Annotated in this window: 22 protein-coding genes and 1 tRNA gene; 5 read left to right on the top strand and 18 right to left on the bottom strand. The window is 67.4% G+C overall.

All coding sequences use genetic code 11. The features are described from left to right. Positions 1 to 291 precede the first annotated feature (291 nt). On the top strand, positions 292 to 885 hold the full coding sequence (locus tag AD428_RS09835; RefSeq protein ID WP_235489645.1) for a LysR substrate-binding domain-containing protein: 594 nt from the start codon (positions 292 to 294) through the stop codon (positions 883 to 885). A 9-nt stretch (positions 886 to 894) separates the two neighbouring features. Here the strand turns inward: AD428_RS09835 and AD428_RS09830 are convergent, their stop codons facing one another. The 3 genes from AD428_RS09830 to AD428_RS09820 form a co-directional block, all read right to left on the bottom strand. Further along, on the bottom strand, positions 895 to 1188 hold the full coding sequence (locus AD428_RS09830; protein ID WP_053245046.1) for a hypothetical protein: 294 nt from the start codon (positions 1186 to 1188) through the stop codon (positions 895 to 897). Positions 1189 to 1345: 157 nt separating this feature from the next. Then, positions 1346 to 2221, bottom strand: a complete 876-nt coding sequence (locus AD428_RS09825; RefSeq protein WP_053245045.1) for an N-formylglutamate amidohydrolase — start codon at positions 2219 to 2221, stop codon at positions 1346 to 1348. A gap of 2 nt (positions 2222 to 2223) precedes the next feature. Further along, positions 2224 to 3216 (bottom strand): Bug family tripartite tricarboxylate transporter substrate binding protein, encoded by a 993-nt coding sequence (locus AD428_RS09820; RefSeq protein WP_053245044.1) that lies wholly within the window; start codon positions 3214 to 3216, stop codon positions 2224 to 2226. A gap of 115 nt (positions 3217 to 3331) precedes the next feature. Between AD428_RS09820 and AD428_RS09815 the strand changes: the two genes are divergently transcribed. Continuing rightward, a complete protein-coding gene (locus AD428_RS09815; RefSeq protein ID WP_053245043.1) occupies positions 3332 to 4270 on the top strand; it encodes a LysR substrate-binding domain-containing protein in 939 nt (312 codons plus the stop codon). Between the two features lie 113 nt (positions 4271 to 4383). On the opposite strand, the gene AD428_RS09810 is transcribed toward AD428_RS09815, so the two are convergent. From AD428_RS09810 to AD428_RS09790, 5 genes are all read right to left on the bottom strand, one after another. Beyond that, on the bottom strand, positions 4384 to 4599 hold the full coding sequence (locus AD428_RS09810; RefSeq protein WP_053245042.1) for a hypothetical protein: 216 nt from the start codon (positions 4597 to 4599) through the stop codon (positions 4384 to 4386). 91 nt (positions 4600 to 4690) lie between these two features. Beyond that, a complete protein-coding gene (locus AD428_RS09805) occupies positions 4691 to 5809 on the bottom strand; it encodes an AGE family epimerase/isomerase (protein ID WP_053245041.1) in 1119 nt (372 codons plus the stop codon). 153 nt (positions 5810 to 5962) lie between these two features. After that, on the bottom strand, positions 5963 to 6175 hold the full coding sequence (locus AD428_RS09800) for a hypothetical protein (protein ID WP_053245040.1): 213 nt from the start codon (positions 6173 to 6175) through the stop codon (positions 5963 to 5965). Positions 6176 to 6440: 265 nt separating this feature from the next. Beyond that, entirely contained in the window at positions 6441 to 6668 is a 228-nt protein-coding gene (locus AD428_RS09795; protein WP_053245039.1) for a hypothetical protein, read from the bottom strand. A 44-nt stretch (positions 6669 to 6712) separates the two neighbouring features. Beyond that, complete coding sequence (locus tag AD428_RS09790; RefSeq protein ID WP_053245038.1) at positions 6713 to 7459, bottom strand: sulfite exporter TauE/SafE family protein; 747 nt, start codon at positions 7457 to 7459, stop codon at positions 6713 to 6715. Positions 7460 to 7599: 140 nt separating this feature from the next. Here AD428_RS09790 and AD428_RS09785 point away from each other — a divergent pair, with 140 nt between their 5' ends. Both AD428_RS09785 and AD428_RS09780 read left to right on the top strand, forming a co-directional pair. Beyond that, positions 7600 to 8070, top strand: coding sequence for an Lrp/AsnC family transcriptional regulator (locus AD428_RS09785; protein WP_053245037.1), 471 nt, complete (start codon positions 7600 to 7602; stop codon positions 8068 to 8070). 82 nt (positions 8071 to 8152) lie between these two features. Continuing rightward, a complete protein-coding gene (locus AD428_RS09780; protein WP_053245036.1) occupies positions 8153 to 8386 on the top strand; it encodes a hypothetical protein in 234 nt (77 codons plus the stop codon). A gap of 122 nt (positions 8387 to 8508) precedes the next feature. Here the strand turns inward: AD428_RS09780 and AD428_RS09775 are convergent, their stop codons facing one another. Both AD428_RS09775 and AD428_RS09770 read right to left on the bottom strand, forming a co-directional pair. Further along, entirely contained in the window at positions 8509 to 9099 is a 591-nt protein-coding gene (locus tag AD428_RS09775; RefSeq protein WP_053245051.1) for a BPSL1445 family SYLF domain-containing lipoprotein, read from the bottom strand. A 151-nt stretch (positions 9100 to 9250) separates the two neighbouring features. After that, positions 9251 to 9466, bottom strand: coding sequence for a hypothetical protein (locus AD428_RS09770; RefSeq protein ID WP_235489624.1), 216 nt, complete (start codon positions 9464 to 9466; stop codon positions 9251 to 9253). A gap of 288 nt (positions 9467 to 9754) precedes the next feature. On the opposite strand from AD428_RS09770, the gene AD428_RS09765 reads away from it, so the two are divergent. Next, on the top strand, positions 9755 to 10009 hold the full coding sequence (locus AD428_RS09765) for a hypothetical protein (protein ID WP_053245034.1): 255 nt from the start codon (positions 9755 to 9757) through the stop codon (positions 10007 to 10009). Between the two features lie 336 nt (positions 10010 to 10345). Here AD428_RS09765 and AD428_RS09760 read toward each other — a convergent pair. The 8 genes from AD428_RS09760 to AD428_RS27715 all read right to left on the bottom strand — a co-directional run bounded on the left by AD428_RS09760 (position 10346) and on the right by AD428_RS27715 (position 16111). After that, positions 10346 to 10422 (bottom strand) — tRNA-Pro (locus AD428_RS09760). A gap of 198 nt (positions 10423 to 10620) precedes the next feature. Beyond that, the gene (locus tag AD428_RS09755) at positions 10621 to 11061 is read right to left on the bottom strand and encodes a MerR family transcriptional regulator (protein ID WP_053245033.1); all 441 of its coding nucleotides are present in this window, start codon (positions 11059 to 11061) and stop codon (positions 10621 to 10623) included. 57 nt (positions 11062 to 11118) lie between these two features. Then, positions 11119 to 11445, bottom strand: a complete 327-nt coding sequence (locus AD428_RS09750; protein WP_053245050.1) for an integration host factor subunit alpha — start codon at positions 11443 to 11445, stop codon at positions 11119 to 11121. A 13-nt stretch (positions 11446 to 11458) separates the two neighbouring features. Then, the gene (gene pheT, locus AD428_RS09745) at positions 11459 to 13879 is read right to left on the bottom strand and encodes a phenylalanine--tRNA ligase subunit beta (protein ID WP_053245032.1); all 2421 of its coding nucleotides are present in this window, start codon (positions 13877 to 13879) and stop codon (positions 11459 to 11461) included. A 13-nt stretch (positions 13880 to 13892) separates the two neighbouring features. After that, positions 13893 to 14915: a phenylalanine--tRNA ligase subunit alpha gene (gene pheS, locus AD428_RS09740; protein ID WP_053245031.1), complete on the bottom strand. Its 1023-nt coding sequence runs from the start codon at positions 14913 to 14915 to the stop codon at positions 13893 to 13895. A gap of 12 nt (positions 14916 to 14927) precedes the next feature. Beyond that, on the bottom strand, positions 14928 to 15347 hold the full coding sequence (gene rplT, locus AD428_RS09735; protein WP_053245030.1) for a 50S ribosomal protein L20: 420 nt from the start codon (positions 15345 to 15347) through the stop codon (positions 14928 to 14930). Between the two features lie 17 nt (positions 15348 to 15364). Next, positions 15365 to 15562, bottom strand: a complete 198-nt coding sequence (rpmI, locus tag AD428_RS09730; protein ID WP_012249552.1) for a 50S ribosomal protein L35 — start codon at positions 15560 to 15562, stop codon at positions 15365 to 15367. Between the two features lie 309 nt (positions 15563 to 15871). Beyond that, positions 15872 to 16111, bottom strand: a complete 240-nt coding sequence (locus AD428_RS27715) for an ATP-binding protein (RefSeq protein WP_053245029.1) — start codon at positions 16109 to 16111, stop codon at positions 15872 to 15874. Between the last annotated feature and the right edge of the window lie 240 nt (positions 16112 to 16351).

Raw genomic sequence — 16351 nt, 5'->3', positions numbered from 1 at the left:
GGCTGGCCGGGAAAAATCCGGCCGCCGGGTTGCGGCGCGCGCTGGGCTTAGTATTATCTACGTGAAAACCCCTGGGATGGACCTGGCGCTCCCGGGGGTTTTCGTTCCGGCCGGGGTTGGCTGGCCATGTGCGGGCAGGCCCGCTTTTCTGACTTCTCGGTCCTGGGGGCGCGCCGGTCCGCCCCCAGGGCCGNGGACGGCGTGCTGCGCGAGCTGCCTTCGGCCATGGTGGCTTAAGCGGCACGGCGCGGTTATAGTGCGGCTTGCTTCATTGATCCGGGATCGTCCACCATGCAGACAGACTACGCCGAGTTTATCCGGCGCACCATCCGCAGCGACCTGGCGCTGGGCCCCCTGCCCGGCGTGCTGGCCGCGTTCCGCCAGGAACACCCGGAAGTGGAGCTGGACATCACGATCGGCGTGACCAGCGAACTCTACAAGCTGCTGGACGACCACCGCCTCGACGTGATGATCGGCAAGCGCCGCCAGGGCGACCGGCGCGGCCAGACGCTGCACAAGGAAGCCCTGCTCTGGCAAGCCCGCGAGGGCCTGCGCCTCGCGCCCGAAGCCCCCCTGCCGCTGATCCTGCTGCGCGAACCCAGCGTCACCCGCACGCTGGCGCTGGAAGCGCTGGCGCGCGCGGGCCGCGGCTGGCAGATCGTCTGCACCAGCACGAGCTACGCGGGATGCCAGGCGGCGGCGCGCGCCGGACTGGGCATCACCGTGCAGCCCTCGCACCTGTCCACGGCGGGGCTCGCGCCGCCGGCCGGCGCGCTTGCGCTGCCCGCGCTGCCGCAAGTGGAATTCATCGTGATTTCGGCCCCCTCGCCCAACCGTCCGACCCAGGCGCTGACGGACATCCTGATGCGCAGCACACTGGTGTAGGCGGCCGGGCTATTCGGGCAGCGGGTCGGGCACGCCGTCGGCATCGACGGACTGGACGCGGTCCAGCGCGTTGCGCGCGGCCGACATGGCTTCCACCGTGCTGCGAAAGCGCCGGCGCACGAAGATCTCGAAGACGCGGTTCTGTTCCCCGGGCGCTGCTTCCTGCTCCGGCCGGGCCTCGGCCTGCGGCGGCCTGACGGCAGCCGTGGGCCGGGTTTCGAGGAAAGCGCGCGGAGGCACGCGCCCTTCGGGCTGCGTGGCATAGGCCACTACGGAAAAACCGCCGATGATTTTCTCGGCCATACCCACTCCTGTTGGAACGCGCGCGCGGCTCCCGCGGAGGCGGCCGTCGGGCGCGATATGTCCCGACTACGGCCCTCCGAATGGCAAACTTAAACAAGAAAGTCAGAATTTCGGGCGCCGGGGCGCAGGCCGCGGCGGGCCATGGAGCGGGCTGGCCTCAGCCGGCGGGCGCGTCGTCCATACGGCCGCGCACGTATCCGGCCACGGTTTCGAGCACTTGCGACAGATCCGCGCGCAACTGCTCGAAGCCTGCGTTGCGCTCGCGCGTGGCTTCGTCCATGTAGAGCGGCCGCCGGATTTCCACCTGCAGGCTGTGGCGCCGCTGCGCGGGCTGGCCGATCTGGGCGATCAGTTGCACGCCCTTGTAGGGGTCGTTGCGCGCCACCGTATAGCCGCGGGCGCGCAGCGCCTCCTCGATGAGGGCGACGAAGCCCGGCTCGCAGGTGGCGCCGTCGCGGTCGCCGAGCACGAAATCGGCCAGCGGGCGCGGACTCTGCCGGCCCAGGCGCTCATAGGCGTCGTTGGGCATCGAGTGCAGGTTCAGGTGCCAGACCGCGCCGAAACGCTCCTGGGTCCGCCGGATGGCGGCAGCCAGGGCCTCGTGGTAGGGCTGGTAATAGGCCTGGATGCGGTGGCGCACTTCGGCCAGCGACAGCTTGCGGTCGTAGATGGGCGTGGACTTGTCCATGCGGCGCCAGATCAGCCCCTTGCCCAGCCGCGTCTTCTCGCCCGGATCCAGCGGCTCGGGCCAGGGCTCGGCCAGCAGTTCCGGATCGAGGTCGCGCAGCGTGCGGTTGGGGTCGATGTACACGCGCGGAAAGTTCGCCGCGATGAGCGTGGCGCCCAGCGCGGGCGCGGCCGACCACAACGCGTCGACGTGGGTGTCCTCGCCCTGCCGCAACTGGGCCAGGGTGGCGCTGGCGCCGAAATCCGCGGGATAGCGCTCGCCGCTGTGCGGCGAGTCACAGACCAGCGGCAAGGCCGGGCCCTGCGGTTCGTATACGGAAACGGCGTCGAAGTCGGCTTGCGTCATCGTCAGTCAGCCTCGATGCGGGCGGTCTTGGCAACCTTGGCGTAGCGCGCCAGGGCCTGTTCGATCTGCGCCTGGAATTCCTGGGGCGTGGTGGGCATGAGCGTACCGCCGACGTCCTCGGCCTTCTTGCGGAACTCGGGGTCTTCCATGGCGGCGCGCACGGCCTTGTTCAGCCGTTCGATCACGGCGGCAGGCGTGCCGGCCGGCGCCACCAGGCCGAACCAGCCGCCCGTGCCCATGTCGGGATAGCCCAGCTCGATATACGTGGGCACGTCGGGCAGCAGCGGCGAGCGCTGCGCGCCGAGCACGGCCAGGGCCCGCAGCTTGCCGCCCTGCACCTGCGGCAGGGTAGACGAGAGATTGTCGGTAATGGCGTCGACCTGGCCGCCCATCACGTCATTGAGCGCCGGGCCCGCGCCGCGGTACGGCACGTGCAGCAGCTTGACGCCGGACAGCATCATGAAGTTCTCGATGTTCACGTGTCCCAGCGACCCCACGCCGGGCGAGGCGAAGCTGTACTTGTCGGGCGAGCCCTTGGCCAGCGCGACGAACTCGGCCATGTTCTTGGCCGGCACCTGCGGATTGATCGCGAAGATGCTGGGCACGGCCAGCACGTTGCCGATGGGCGCGAAGTCCTTGACCGGGTCGTAGTTCAGGCGGCGGTACACGGCCGGGTTGGAGCCATGCGTGCTCATCGTGGCCATGCCGATGGTGTAGCCGTCCGGCGTGGCGCGCGCCACCTGCTCCATGCCCAGCGAGCCGCCCGCGCCGGCCTTGTTTTCCACCACGATGGTCTGCTTGAGATCGCGGCCGGCGTATTCCGCGATGAGGCGCGCCACGATGTCGGTCGAGCCGCCGGCCGCGAAGGGCACTACCAGCTTGATCGGGCGCGCGGGATAGTCGGCCGCCCGGGCGGGCATGGCGACGGCGGACGCCAGGGAAACGATGCCGGCGAGCGCAAGGCGCGCGGACCGGCCAAGAAAACGGCGGGACATGAGGCAACTCCGAAAAGGGAATGGCGAAGAAGCCGCAAGTGTCCGAACTTTACGCTGGAGCATCAAACGACTATATTGCACGCTTTCATTACCAGCAGTCATTCTAAGTACGGTCATGCGCCTGCACTCGCCGTCCATGTCCGAGCTGCATGCGTTCGTGGCGGCGGCGCGGCTGGGCAGCTTCACCCTGGCCGCGCGGGAACTCTGCGTTACCCAGGGCGCCATCAGCCGTGCCATCTCGCGCCTGGAGACGCACTTCGGCCAGCCGCTCATGCGGCGCAACGCCCACGGCCTCGCGCTCACCGAAACCGGCCGCCGGCTGTATGAAGAAGCGCGCGAGCCGCTGGCTCGCATCGAAGCCCTGAGCGCCGAGCTGCGCGCCGCCGACCGCCGCCTGCGCCTGACGATCTCCAGCGTGCCCACGCTGGCCAGCGCCTGGCTGGTGCCCCGGCTGCCCGATTTCCACCAGCGCCACCCCGGCATCCAGCTCGGCTTTGCCGCCTACCGGCGCAACGAGGACTTTTCCGGCGCCACGCCCGACGCCAGCATTCTGTCGGGCGTCGAAGGCCAATGGCCCGGGTGGCAGGCCGACTACGTCATCGGCCGCGAAATGGTGGTCATCTGCCATCCGCAGCGGCTGGCGGCGCGGCGCGCCCGGGGGCTATGGAACACGCCGGCCGGCCTGCTGGACGAGCCGCTGCTCTACCACGGCAACGGCGTCGACAACTGGGCCTGGTGGTTTGCCGCCGCCGGCGTCGCGCCCGAGGGCGTGCGGCTGGCCAGCGGCTTCGACCAGGTTTCCATTCTGGTGCGCGCCGTCATGGCCGACATGGGCATCGCGGTGCTGCAGCGCTGCCTGGTGCGCGACGACATCGCGGCGGGCCGCGTGGCAGCGCCTTTTCCCGACCTGCCCTGCCGCATCGCCCGCGGCTACTACCTGTGCGCGCCCCCGCAGCGCCGCGACCACTACGCGCTGCGGTGCTTCCGCACCTGGCTGCTGGAAACCGCGGCGGCCGACCCCGATGTCGCCGGCGCCGCCGGGTCAGGCGGCTGAGCCGTCCGGCTCGCCGAAAGCGGCGGAACAAACAAAGGCGGGCCTCCAGGGCCCGCCTTCTCTGCTGCTCAATCGCCTTGCAACCGCCACCCGCGCTGTCGTGAACGACCCTCTCAGGGCGCCAGCTTGAAACCGAGGTCCACGCCCCACTTGTCCGTCTCGCGCAGCCACTTGGCGCCGCACACCAGGCATCGGAAGTGATCTTCGCGGCTTTCCTCGCGGCCTTTCTGCGTAGGGTGGGTGAATCCCTGATGACCGAGCTGGGCGTGCGGCGCAACCCCGGCAAGCCCGGGATGAATGCGTTGGCAAGCCTGGCACATAACGCTCATTGATGCTACCCCTTAAAAAAACTTACAAAAGTGTAAGGGATTTCACCAATATTTTTCTATCAAAATCCAGGTCCAAAAGGAAAGAATCTTGTTAGCGTGCTAACTTAATTACGTTTTGCAACTCTTCCAGGCACGTCGCCAGATGGTAGGGAGAGGTGGACGGCATGTCGCCGCGGGTGACCTGGCCCTGCCCGTCCAGGCATTCATGCCAGCCTCCCGGGTGCAGAAAATCCCGGTTGAAGCGGACCAGCGCCGGCTCCAGGACAGCCAGATCGCCAGTAGCCGCCAGCATGCGCAGATATTCGGTCTGGGCCCAGATGCGGCGCGTGTCGTCGAGCACGCCGCCGCGCATGTCGAGCGCGGCCCGCACCGAGCCGTCGTCTACCCCGTGGCGGCGGGCCCATGCCACCCCGCGCGGCAGGAAATCGGGCAATTCGAGGCCGTCGTAGACGTCTTGCGCGCCGTGCACCAGGGTCATCCACTCGAACTGGTGCCCGGGCTCGAGACGATTGTCCGCCGTCCCCATCGCCTCCTCGGCAATGCACTGTGAGGGCGGATGCAGGAATGCCGCCGCCACGGCCTGCCCCAGGCGGCGCAGGCGTTGCGCGAAAAGCGCCGGCTCGGCGATCTGCGCCGCCGCCAGGTAGGACTCCGTCAGGTGCATCATGGGGTTCTGCGCCGGGCCGCGCACGACCCGCCGCCAATCGGCGCCCAGCGCGCTGGCGTAGAGCTCATCGCCGGTGCGGAAATGCGCCTCGATGTGCTCCGCGGTCTCCAACATCAGCCGGCGCGCCTGCGCCGCGCGCGAGCTGCGGAAATAGGCCGCGCAGGCAAACACTACGAATGCATGCGTGTAGAGATCCTGAGTGTCGTCCAGCGGCTTGCCCTCGGCATCCACGCTGAACCGCCAGCCGCCGTGCTCCGCGTTGCGGAACGTGCGCGTCAGCGATTCGAAGAGCCTGCCGGCGTGCTCGCGCGCGCCCGGCGCCCGCGCGTTGGAGAAAACGTAGAGCTGACGCGCGCACGCCATGGCGCGATAGCGCACCGGCGGCAAGGGCCGGCCGCTGGCCGCGTCCAGCGACTCGTAGGGCAGGCCCAGGGTCTGGTTGAACCCTGGGCCCATCCACATGGGAAGGATGAGGGAGTCGAAGTGATCGCCCAGCACACGAATGTGCCGCGCGAGCGGGGAATGGGTCTGTGCGGCGGCCATGTCGGAACGGCGGGTAATCCGGAAAGTGCGGCGTATCGCGGCGTGTCGGGATGTTTGCCGCGACGATGTCTCATGGAGGATTATCGCCGGAATTTCCGGGCCGGGCCGCCCTGGGGCACAGACCGGGCAGACTCGCTTTCAGTGCAAAACACACTAGCGAAAGATGTTCTCCTTGACCCAGTCTTGCGCGAACGCTTCCGCGCGATCCCGCGCCTCATCCAGCGAGGCGCAATTGCCCAGATGGGAAAAAGCGGCATCCACTTCCGTGCCGCCCTCGGCCGTCACCGTCAGCAATACGCCATATCCGCCGGTATCCATGGCCGCCGTGGAAACGTCGATCAGTACTTCCTGGTCGCGATGCTGCATGGGTTCCTCCCAGTCGGTTGCCTAAACGCGTCTGAACGCGTGAACCACGCGTGACGCCGCGGGTTTGCTCGCGAGCAGCCGCGCCAATGAATAGACATGCTTGCGTCACGCAAGTTCATCTTAACGGCAGCCGACCCTTCCGGATACGTCGGGAAGCAGCCAAATGGCACAGTAATTCACGGGAATTCGCCGCTGTCGCGGCACAATCGGGGAACGATGGGCGCAACAAACCAGACACAGTTGGCGAAATGTATCGCGGGCGCGATCAGCGGCGGTGGATAGCGGCGGGGTCTTCCATGCGCAGGGCCAGTTCGCCCTTGGCGGTCACACGCCAGCGGCCGGGTCCGGCCGGCTCGATGCAGCGCAGGGTTTCGAGCGCCTGGAGCACGTCGGCGGGCACCTCGTCGGCCGGCCGGGCGTCCGCTTCGCCGCTTTCGGCGATCACGCGCAGCCACTCTCCCAATTCGCCCTTCTTGAAACGATGCAATGCCATGGAATCCTTCCTGCCAAACGCGGTAAAGATAGCACGCCGCGCGCTCAGGCAAGCAGCCTGGGCAGCGACGCCGCCAGCAGCGCGATGCCGGAGAGCGTCAGCAGCCCCAGCACGACCCGCCGGAATGCCGCATCGCTGATGCCCGTGTACACGCGCGTACCCAGCCAGGCGGGCACCAGCATCGCGGGCAGGACCACCGCGAACTGCGGCAGCATGGCGGACGTGACCACGCCGGTGACGACATAGCCGATCATCGTCACCGTCAGCATGGACAGGTTGAAATTCTGGATGACGGCGCGCTGCGTATCGCGGTCGTATCCCCTCAAGGTGCACCACAGCGTGGGAATCACGCCGGTGAATCCGCCCAGCCCACCCATGACGCCGCCCATCAGCCCCGCCACGCCGTCGGCCGTGCGGCCGCCCACCGAAATGCGCGGCAGGCGGCCCGCGCAGAGCATGAGGGGGCACCAGACGGCCAGCAGCCCGCCGATGCAGACTTTGAAGACCACGGGGTCGAGATAGGGCAGCACTTTCAATCCCAGGGGGATGCCAAGCAGGCCCCCGGCCACGAATGGCAGCAGCCGCGCCAGCGCGAAGCCCCGTCGCACCGTGAACGCCGCCAGCAACTGGCCGCTGAGCGCGCCGAACACCGCCATCGGCGCGGCCAGCCGGGGCTCCACCGTCCAGGCCCAGAACGACATGGCCACCATGCCGAACCCGAACCCCGACAGCCCCTGCACGAAGCCCGCGGCCATTGCGCCGGCCGCCAGCACCAGGTAAAGCTCGCCCATTCTTTCCCGCCCCTGCGGTCGTCAGCCGAAAGCGCCACATTCTACCGGCGCGGCGCGCCGCCGACGCTGCCCGGGCCAGGCGGCGCCCGGCTATATTCACGGCATAGATGAATTGAAAACCCGCCCCTTACAGGTGATTCATGCTGGACATCGATCTCGACGCCACGGACATCCGCATCCTCAACGAGCTCCAGCGCGACGCACGCCTCACCAACGTCGAACTCGCCTCCCGCGTGAATCTCTCGCCCTCCCCCTGCCTGGCGCGGGTCCGCCGCCTCGAATCCGAGGGCCTGATCGACCGGCGCGTCACGCTGCTCAATGCGCGCAAGCTCGGGCTCAAGGTGAACGTCTTCATTCAGATCTCGCTGGACAAGCAGCGCAAATCGACACTGGACACGTTCGAACGCGAAATCGCCGTGCTGCCCGAAATCATGGAGTGCTATCTCATGTCGGGCGACGCCGACTACCTGGTGCGTGCGCTGGTGCCCGACGTGGACGCGCTGGAGCGGCTGATCGTGCAGCACATCACGCGCATTCCCGGCGTGGCCAGCATACGCTCGAGCTTCGCGCTCAAGCAGGTGCTCTACACCACCGCGGTGCCCCTGCCCTGACGCTTGCGGCCCCGCAGCAGGCGGACCACAATGAAGCCACGGCCGCCGCGCGGACGGCCCCCGCATCGCAAAGGAGACCGCCATGCCAGAAACCGAATGGTTCCCGGGAAGCTCGCTGCCCGAACGCCAGGGCTATTTCGAAGTCGAATTCTCCACCGGCGAGGTCGAAATCACCCGCTATGGCATGCTGGGCTGGGAGCCCGAAGAAGAACGCGGCCACATCGTGCGCTGGCGGGGCCTGGATCCCAAGATCGAGGCCGCGGAAATCGAACGGGCCAACGCCCTGCGCGCCGGCGGCGATTCGCTGCTCGGCTGAAGCGCGCCGGATCGCGGGCGGCGCCCCCCCGCACAAACGGCAAACGGGCCGGCGCGGCAGTCCCGCCGCGCCGGCCCGTTTGTTCGCGCAGAGGCGGGCGCGAAACGCCCGCCTTGCCGCACTCAGAGATCCAGCTTGGAAATCTTGGTGCCCGCCAGCGAAACGCCGGCCATCAGGCCGCCATTGTTCATCACGAAGCCCACGATGGGCTGCTGGGCGGTGTTGGTGTCGATACGGCCGTTGGCGCCGATGTTGGCCACGGCCACCGTCGCGTCCGCGCCCACGGTCCACCCGGCGCTGTTGCGGAACTTGTTCAGCGCGTCATCCGTCATGAAAAGCAGCACCATTGCCTTGGACTGCGCGCCGGCCTGGAAGCCGATCGAGCCCGCCGTCGTGCTGTAGTAGCCCGCGGGAGCGCCGCCCACGCGCAGCACGCCCTTGCCGTGCTCGGCGCCGACGATGAAGCTGCCGCTCAGCACGTCGGGAAACACCAGCACGCCCTTGGCGCGCGCCACCAGTTCCTTGGACTGCGGCGAAGCCTCGTACAACCGGGTCAGCGTCGCGTTGGCCGCGCTGTTGAGCGACTGGCGCTGTTCCGTTGCCGTCGCGCTGGTCTTGGGCGGCGTAGCGGTGCAGCCGACGAAGAGCACGCTGGCCGCGCCCAGGGCGACAGCGATACTGGCACGACGAAAAGCAGGAAATGTGTCGAACATGGAACGCTCCTTGTTGTTGTACATCCTCAACCACTCTAATCGCATGGCGCGCGGCGGCAAGCCCGGGATTGTGATAAACGAAACAAAACATCAACGCCGCATGGCGGAATCTCCCCCTGCGGAGACGAACCGGCTGGCCCCGGATGCCGCTTCAGAGAATGCCATAGCGCGGCTCGCCGGTCGCCGGGTCGATGGACAGGATACCAGCCAGCACGAGTTCGGCATGGCGCAGCGCCGAGGCCATATCCGGAAAGGTCACGAAACGGGGCAGGGACCAGCGGGCCTCCAGCCCTCCATCCTCCCGCGACACGACAATCTCGATCGCCAGCACGCCCTTGTCCAACATCACCGCCTCGCCCCGCACCATGAACCCATCGATATAACGACGCGGCCCAGCCGCCATCTTCGCCCCCTATCCGGACCAGGCCCCACGCCTGCGACATGACGCAAGATTCTTTCCTTGAAAGGCTTTGTTTTCAAGAGGTTACGAATCACTAGTTCATCTAGTAGCTTTGCATCTTGCGCGCCCGGGCGCCCGGCCCCTCATCCTTTTGCACGATACCCATCCTCCGGCGCGCCTACCATAGAGACCAAGAGGGAAAACCCGAAGCCCGGCCGCGGGGCCGGCTGACGCATCCTGTGGAGGAAATCCATCATGGCATTCGGCTCACGCTTGTCCGACGTCATTCTCGAAGTGTCCGGGGCGTCCACGGTGCGCGTGGAGCGCCGCCTGCTGCGCCTGCGCCCGACCGACGTGCAATCGCCGCCGCGCAGCCTGTACCGATGCAGCCTGCCGACCGGCGAAACGGTGGAATGGCTGGGCGCAACGCGTTATCGCCTGCCCGACGGGCGCGTCGGCGTGGCGGTCGCACATGAACGGCCCATCCGGCGGCCGCCGGATTGGTCATAGCGAAGTGGTGGCGACAAACGCCCGGCCGCAATAAGCGCCGTGAAGACGGCATCGACGACGGGACGCCAATACGGGAGATGAAAGCGGAGCCTCGAAACTGCAATCTTCTACCCCGTCGCCGCGCGGAAAAGATAATCGCCCGCCCCGCCGCGATAAACCCTTGAGCGCCATCAGCAATAACCGGTCTTGGCGCAATCACTTAATGATTAATTGCTCGCATTTTTTTTGCGCCGAGTCTCGTACCTCGTCCCTTGCCCCTCGCCCCCCTGCCCGCAAAAAAACCGTTGAAAATGACAAAGGCCGTCAGTGATTTCTCACTGACGGCCTTTAGAACAATGGTCGGGACGGCGGGATTCGAACTCGCGACCCCTTGCACCCCATGCAAGTGCGCTACCAGGCTGCGCTACGCCCCGAAAGAAAAAGAGTATAGCAGAACTAAATTTTGTTTGCACGCCTTCGCGCAAAAAATTCGCTCGCCCCCAAAAAATTTCCATTGCCGGTCCCGCGCGATTGCCCGGAACCGCACCCGCAAAAAAACGGCGCGCGTCCGGAGCGACGAATCGTCCGGCCGGCGCGCGTGGCCGCCATCGGACGGCCATGGTTCTCGCGCGTCAGTGCGCCTGCGCGGCCTGCGGCGGGTTCGGAGCCGCCGCGGGATTCGCGCCGGCATGTCCGCCCAGCGCCTCGGCCAGCAGCGCCGACACATTGCCCAGCTCGGTGCGCAGCGATTGCAGTTCCGCGCCGGACAGGCGCACCGCCGCGTCCTGGTCATGCGGCGTGTCGCGCGTATCGCCCAGGCGGTTGCGCGCGCCGCTGATGGTGAAACCTTGCTCGTACAGCAGCGAGCGGATGCGGCGGATGAGCAGCACCTCGTGGTGCTGGTAATAACGCCGGTTGCCGCGGCGCTTGACAGGCTTGAGCTGCGTGAACTCCTGCTCCCAGTAGCGCAGGACGTGCGGCTTGACGCCGCACAGCTCACTCACCTCGCCAATCGTGAAATAACGCTTGGCGGGAATGGGCGGTAAGGTAACGGTGGATTCGGAACGTGTCATAAGAGAATTTTATGCCGCGATGCGACGTGCGCCGATAACAATTACCGACAAAGCGTATCACTCCGCCGTTTCCGGCTCGGGCGGGACCGCCTGCTCCACGACGCTCTTCAGCTTCTGGCTGGCATGGAAAGTGACGACGCGACGGGCGGCGATGGGAATGGTTTCGCCGGTCTTGGGATTGCGTCCGGGGCGCGGCGGTTTGTCGCGCACCTGGAAATTGCCGAATCCCGACAGCTTGACGGATTCGCCGCGGGCCAGGGCGTCGCGGATCTCTTCAAAGAAAGTGTCCACGATGTCCTTCGCTTCGCGCTTGTTCAGGCCGACCCGCTCGAAGAGCAGCTCGGCCAGTTCGGCCTTGGTCAGAGTGCGTGGCTCGGCAAGCATGATTTCCCCCTGTTCAGGCGCGCTGGCGGGCGCCGTGGGCGTGCACCAGGGCATCCTTGATGCGGGCAAGGCAATCGGCCACCCGGGCCTCGTCCAGCGTGACTTCAGTGTCCTGTAGCCAGAAGCGGAAGGCAAGGCTTTTCTCGGCCGCGGGCGCCGCGCCATCCTGGCTCTTCTCGCGCCACACGTCGAAGAGCCGCGCGTCCTGCACCACCGACAGTTGCGGGTCCGCCTTGACGGCCGCCGCGACGGTATCCAGCATGGATTGCGCGGTAACGCCGGCGTCCACCCACAGGGCCAGGTCGCGCACGACCACGGGCTGGCGCGAAAGCTCGCGCACCTGGGGCAGTTCTCCGGCCGCCAGGGCGTCCACGTCCAGCTCGAACACCACGGGCGCGTGCTGCAGGTCGGCCTGCTGCGCCCAGCGCGGATGCAGTTCGCCGATCCAGCCCACCGTGCGGCCGTCGAGCTCGATGCGCGCGCTGCGGCCCGGATGCAGGGCCGGATGCTGGGCGGCCTCGAAACGCAGCCGGGGGCCGCGCGCGCCGAACAGCGCCTGCACATCCATCTTCGCATCATAGAAATCGACCAGGCGCGCCGGCGCGCCCCACTGCTCCTCGACGGCCGGGCCCCAGGCCGCGCCGGCCAGCTTCAGGGGCTGGCGCACGCCGGCCACTTCGAGCGGACCGTCCTGCGCGGCATCGTCGCGCAAGAACACGCGGCCAAGCTCGAACAGGCGCACGCGCGACTGCTTGCGATTGGCGTTGTGGCGAATGTTGGCCACCAGGCCGCCGATGAGGCTGGACCGCATGACCGAGAGGTGGCTGGCGATGGGGTTCACCAGACGCACGGGATTGACGTTGCCTGCGTAGTCGCGCTCCCAGTCGGCCTCCACGAAGCTGAAGTTCACCACTTCCTGGTAGTCCTGCGCGGCCGCCAGGCGGCGCAGCGCGTGGTTGCCGCGGCGCACCTCGGGCTGCGAGTACATCTTGGCGCGCGCCATGGGCGGCACGTCGGGGATGCGCTCGAAGCCATAGATGCGCGCGACTTCCTCGATCAGGTCTTCCTCGATTTCAATGTCGAAGCGGTACGAGGGCGGAATGACGACGAAGTCCTCGCCTTCGATGCGGTAGTCCAGGCCCAGGCTGGCGAAAATCCGGCCCACCTCCGTCTGCGTGACCGGCACGCCCAGCACGCGGTGGCAGCGCGCCAGCCGCATGCGCACGGGCTCGCGCCTCGGCAGGTTGACGATCTGGTCATCGAGCGGGCCGGCCTGGCCGCCGCAGATGTCGACAATCAGGCGCGTGATGAACTCGATGTGCTCGGGGATGGTGGCATAGTCCACGCCCCGCTCGCCGCGATGGCTGGCCTCGGAGCTGAACTTGTAGCGGCGCGCGCGGCCGGCCAGGGCCTGCGGCCACCAGAACGCGGCTTCCAGGTAGATGTTGGTGGTATCGAGCGTGACGGCCGTGGCTTCGCCGCCCATGATGCCGGCCAGGCTCTCGACCTGGTCGCCGCAGGCCACCACGCCGACCTTGGGATCGAGCGTCACGGTCTGGCCATTGAGCAGCTCCAGGGTTTCGCCCTCGCGCGCCCAGCGCACGGTGATGCCGCCCTGGATCTTGTCGAGGTCGAACACGTGCGAGGGACGCCCCAGCTCCAGCATCACGTAGTTGGAGATGTCCACCAGGGCCGACACGGAACGCTGGCCGGCGCGCTCGAGCCGGGTCTTCATCCAGGCGGGCGTGGCGGCGCGGGCATTCACGCCGCGGATCACCCGGCCGCCGAAGCGGCCGCACAGGTCGGGCGCCTCGACCTTCACGGGCAGGCGCTCGTCCAGCGTGACGGGCACGGCCGCCGCGGTCGGCACCGACAGCGGCGCGCCGGTCAGGGCGGCAACCTCGCGGGCCACGCCGAGTATCGACAGGCAATCGGCACGGTTGGGCGTGAGCTTCAGCGTGAACAGCGTGTCGTCCAGGTCGAGCGCCTCGCGCAGGGACTGGCCGGGCGTCAGGCCGGCCGGCAGTTCCAGCAGGCCGGCATGGTCCTGCGACAGGCCGAGTTCGCGCGCCGAGCACAGCATGCCCGAGGATTCCACGCCGCGCATCTTCGCGACGCCGATCTTCATGCCGCCGGGCAGTTCGGCGCCCACGCGCGCCAGCGGCACGGTCAGGCCCGCGGCCGCGTTGGGCGCGCCGCAGACGATCTGCAGCAGCGCGCCGGAGCCGTCGTCGACCTGGCACACGCGCAGCTTGTCCGCATTCGGATGCGGCGCGATTTCCGCAATGCGCGCCACCACCACGCCCGAGAACGGGGGCGCGGCCGGCACGGTTTCTTCGACCTCCAGGCCGGCCATGGTGAGCCGGTGCGCGAGTTCGTCGGTTGCGATCGGGGGATTGACCAGCGTACGCAGCCAGGATTCGGGAAATTGCATGATCTGCCCTGAATTATTCGTTGAACTGGCGCAGGAAGCGCAAATCGCCTTCGTAGAACTGGCGCAGGTCGTTCACGCCGTAGCGCAGCATCGTCAGGCGTTCCAGCCCGGAGCCGAAGGCGAACCCGATATAGCGCTCGGGGTCGAGGCCGAAATTGCGCACCACCTGGGGATGCACCTGCCCCGAGCCGGAAATCTCCAGCCAGCGGCCGCGGTTGGGTCCCGAGGTGAACATCATGTCGATTTCGGCCGAGGGTTCGGTGAAGGGGAAGAACGACGGGCGGAAACGCACGACGAGATCGTCGCTCTCGAAGAAGCAACGCAGGAAATCGGTATACACGCCCTTCAGGTCGGCGAAGGAAATGTCCTCCGCGATCCAGAGCCCTTCCACCTGGTGGAACATGGGCGAGTGCGTGGCGTCGCTGTCGACGCGGTAGGTGCGCCCCGGCGCGATGACCTTGATGGGCGGCTTGTGCATGCGCGCGTAGCGCACCTGCATGGGGCTGGTGTGGGTGCGCAGCAGCAGCGGCAGCCCTTCGGCGTCTTTCATGTCGACGTAGAAGGTGTCCTGCATGGAGCGCGCCGGGTGGTCCAGCGGATTGTTCAGCGCGGTGAAGTTGGTCCAGTCGTTCTCGATCTCGGGGCCGTCGGCCACGTCGAAACCGATGGAGCGGAAAATCTCTTCCACGCGCTCCCAGGTGCGGATCACCGGATGGATGCCGCCCGGCGCGCGGCCGCGTCCCGGCAGCGTGACGTCGATGGTTTCGGAAGCCAGCCGGGCGTCGAGCTCGGCCTGCGCCAGCTCGGCGCGGCGCGCGTTGAGCAGCTCTTCGACCTTCTGCTTGGCCTGATTGATACGGCCGCCCATCTCGCGCTTCTGCTCGGGGTCGAGCTTGCCCAGCCCCTTGAGCAGCACCGTGAGCGCCCCTTCCTTGCCCAGGAAGCGGGCCTTGGCGTTTTCGAGCGAGGCGGCGTCCGTGGCCGCGGCGAACCGTTCTTGAGCCTGGGAAACCAGGTCGTCAACCGATAGAGTCATGAAATCCAGCCTTCAAAACGCAAACGGGGCCTTTACAGCCCCGTTTGCAGCGATGCGCGATGAAAGAACGCGATCAGGCAGCCAAGGCGCCTTGGCTTGCTGCACGATGGCGGCGAAGCCCGCCTTGTCGCGCACGGCCAGATCGGCCAGCACCTTGCGATCCAGCTCGATCGCGGCCTTCTTCAGGCCGGCGATGAACACGCTGTAGCTGACGCCATGCTCGCGCACGGCGGCGTTGATGCGGGTGATCCACAGGGCGCGGAAGGTGCGCTTCTTGTTGCGGCGGTCGCGGTAGGCGTATTGGCCGGCGCGCATGACCGCCTGCTTGGCGACGCGGAACACATTGCCGCGGCGGCCGCGGTAACCCTTGGCGGCGGCGATGACTTTCTTGTGGCGGGCGCGGGCGGTAACGCCGCGTTTGACGCGAGGCATAGTAGATCTCCCTTAGATCAAGCGAAAGGCATCATGGCCTTGACGGAGGCCACGTTGGTTTCATGGACCGCAGCCGAACCGCGCAGCTGGCGCTTGTTCTTCGTGGTCTTCTTGGTCAGGATGTGACGCTTGAACGCCTGACCACGCTTGATGGATCCGCTGCCGCGAACCTGAAAGCGCTTGGAGGCGCTTTTCTTGGTTTTCATCTTGGGCATGATGATTCCCTAAAAACTCATTGTTGATTTGACATGGCGCGAGGTGCCCGCCGCAGCGGCCCGCCCGGGATTCCGGCAGACTCTGATGGCTGCGCCAGGACTTTCGTGACCTGTTGCCACTTCTGTGGTACTGCTTTGGGGTACTGCTCTTGCTGGGGTACTGCTCTTGCGTTACTGCTTTCAGTGCTGCTTCCGGGCATGGCTCCGTCCGCAGCGTTTCCCCTCTCCGTCAGTAAGCCTGCCGGATCCGGGAAAGCCTTTGATTATATGGTGATTTCCCTGATTTTGTCGAGCGGGGCCCGCGCGGGTTCAATCGCCCGGGCGGCGGTACTGCACGGCCTGGGCCACATGGCGCGCGGACAGGCGCTCCGCCTCCTCCAGATCGGCGATGGTGCGCGCCACCCGCAGCGCCCGGTGCATTGCCCGGGCCGAGCCGCCCAGCCGCCGCATGGCCTGCAGGAGCAGGTCGCGCGCGGCGCCTTCCAGCGGGCAATGCCGCTCCAGCGCCGGGCCTTCCAGGCGCGCATTGGGCACGCCCTGGCGCGCCATTTGCCGCAGGCGGCACGCCGCGACCCGCGCGCGGACCGCGTCCGACGTTTCGCCGGGCGCGCGTCCAGCGCCGCCATGGTCCGGTGGGCGGCAGGGCCAATGTGCAGATCGATGCCGGTCCAGCAGCGGCCCCGAGACGCGCGAGGCATAGCGGCGGCCTGGTCGGGCGTGCAGGCGCACGGATCTCGCGGGGTGCCCGCGCCAGCCGCAGGGGACAGGGATTCATGGCCCGCCACCGAG

This window comes from Achromobacter sp. DMS1 (genome assembly GCF_001270295.1).
Note: the sequence above shows the minus strand (reverse complement) of the source record. Positions and strands in the feature narration are given on the sequence as shown.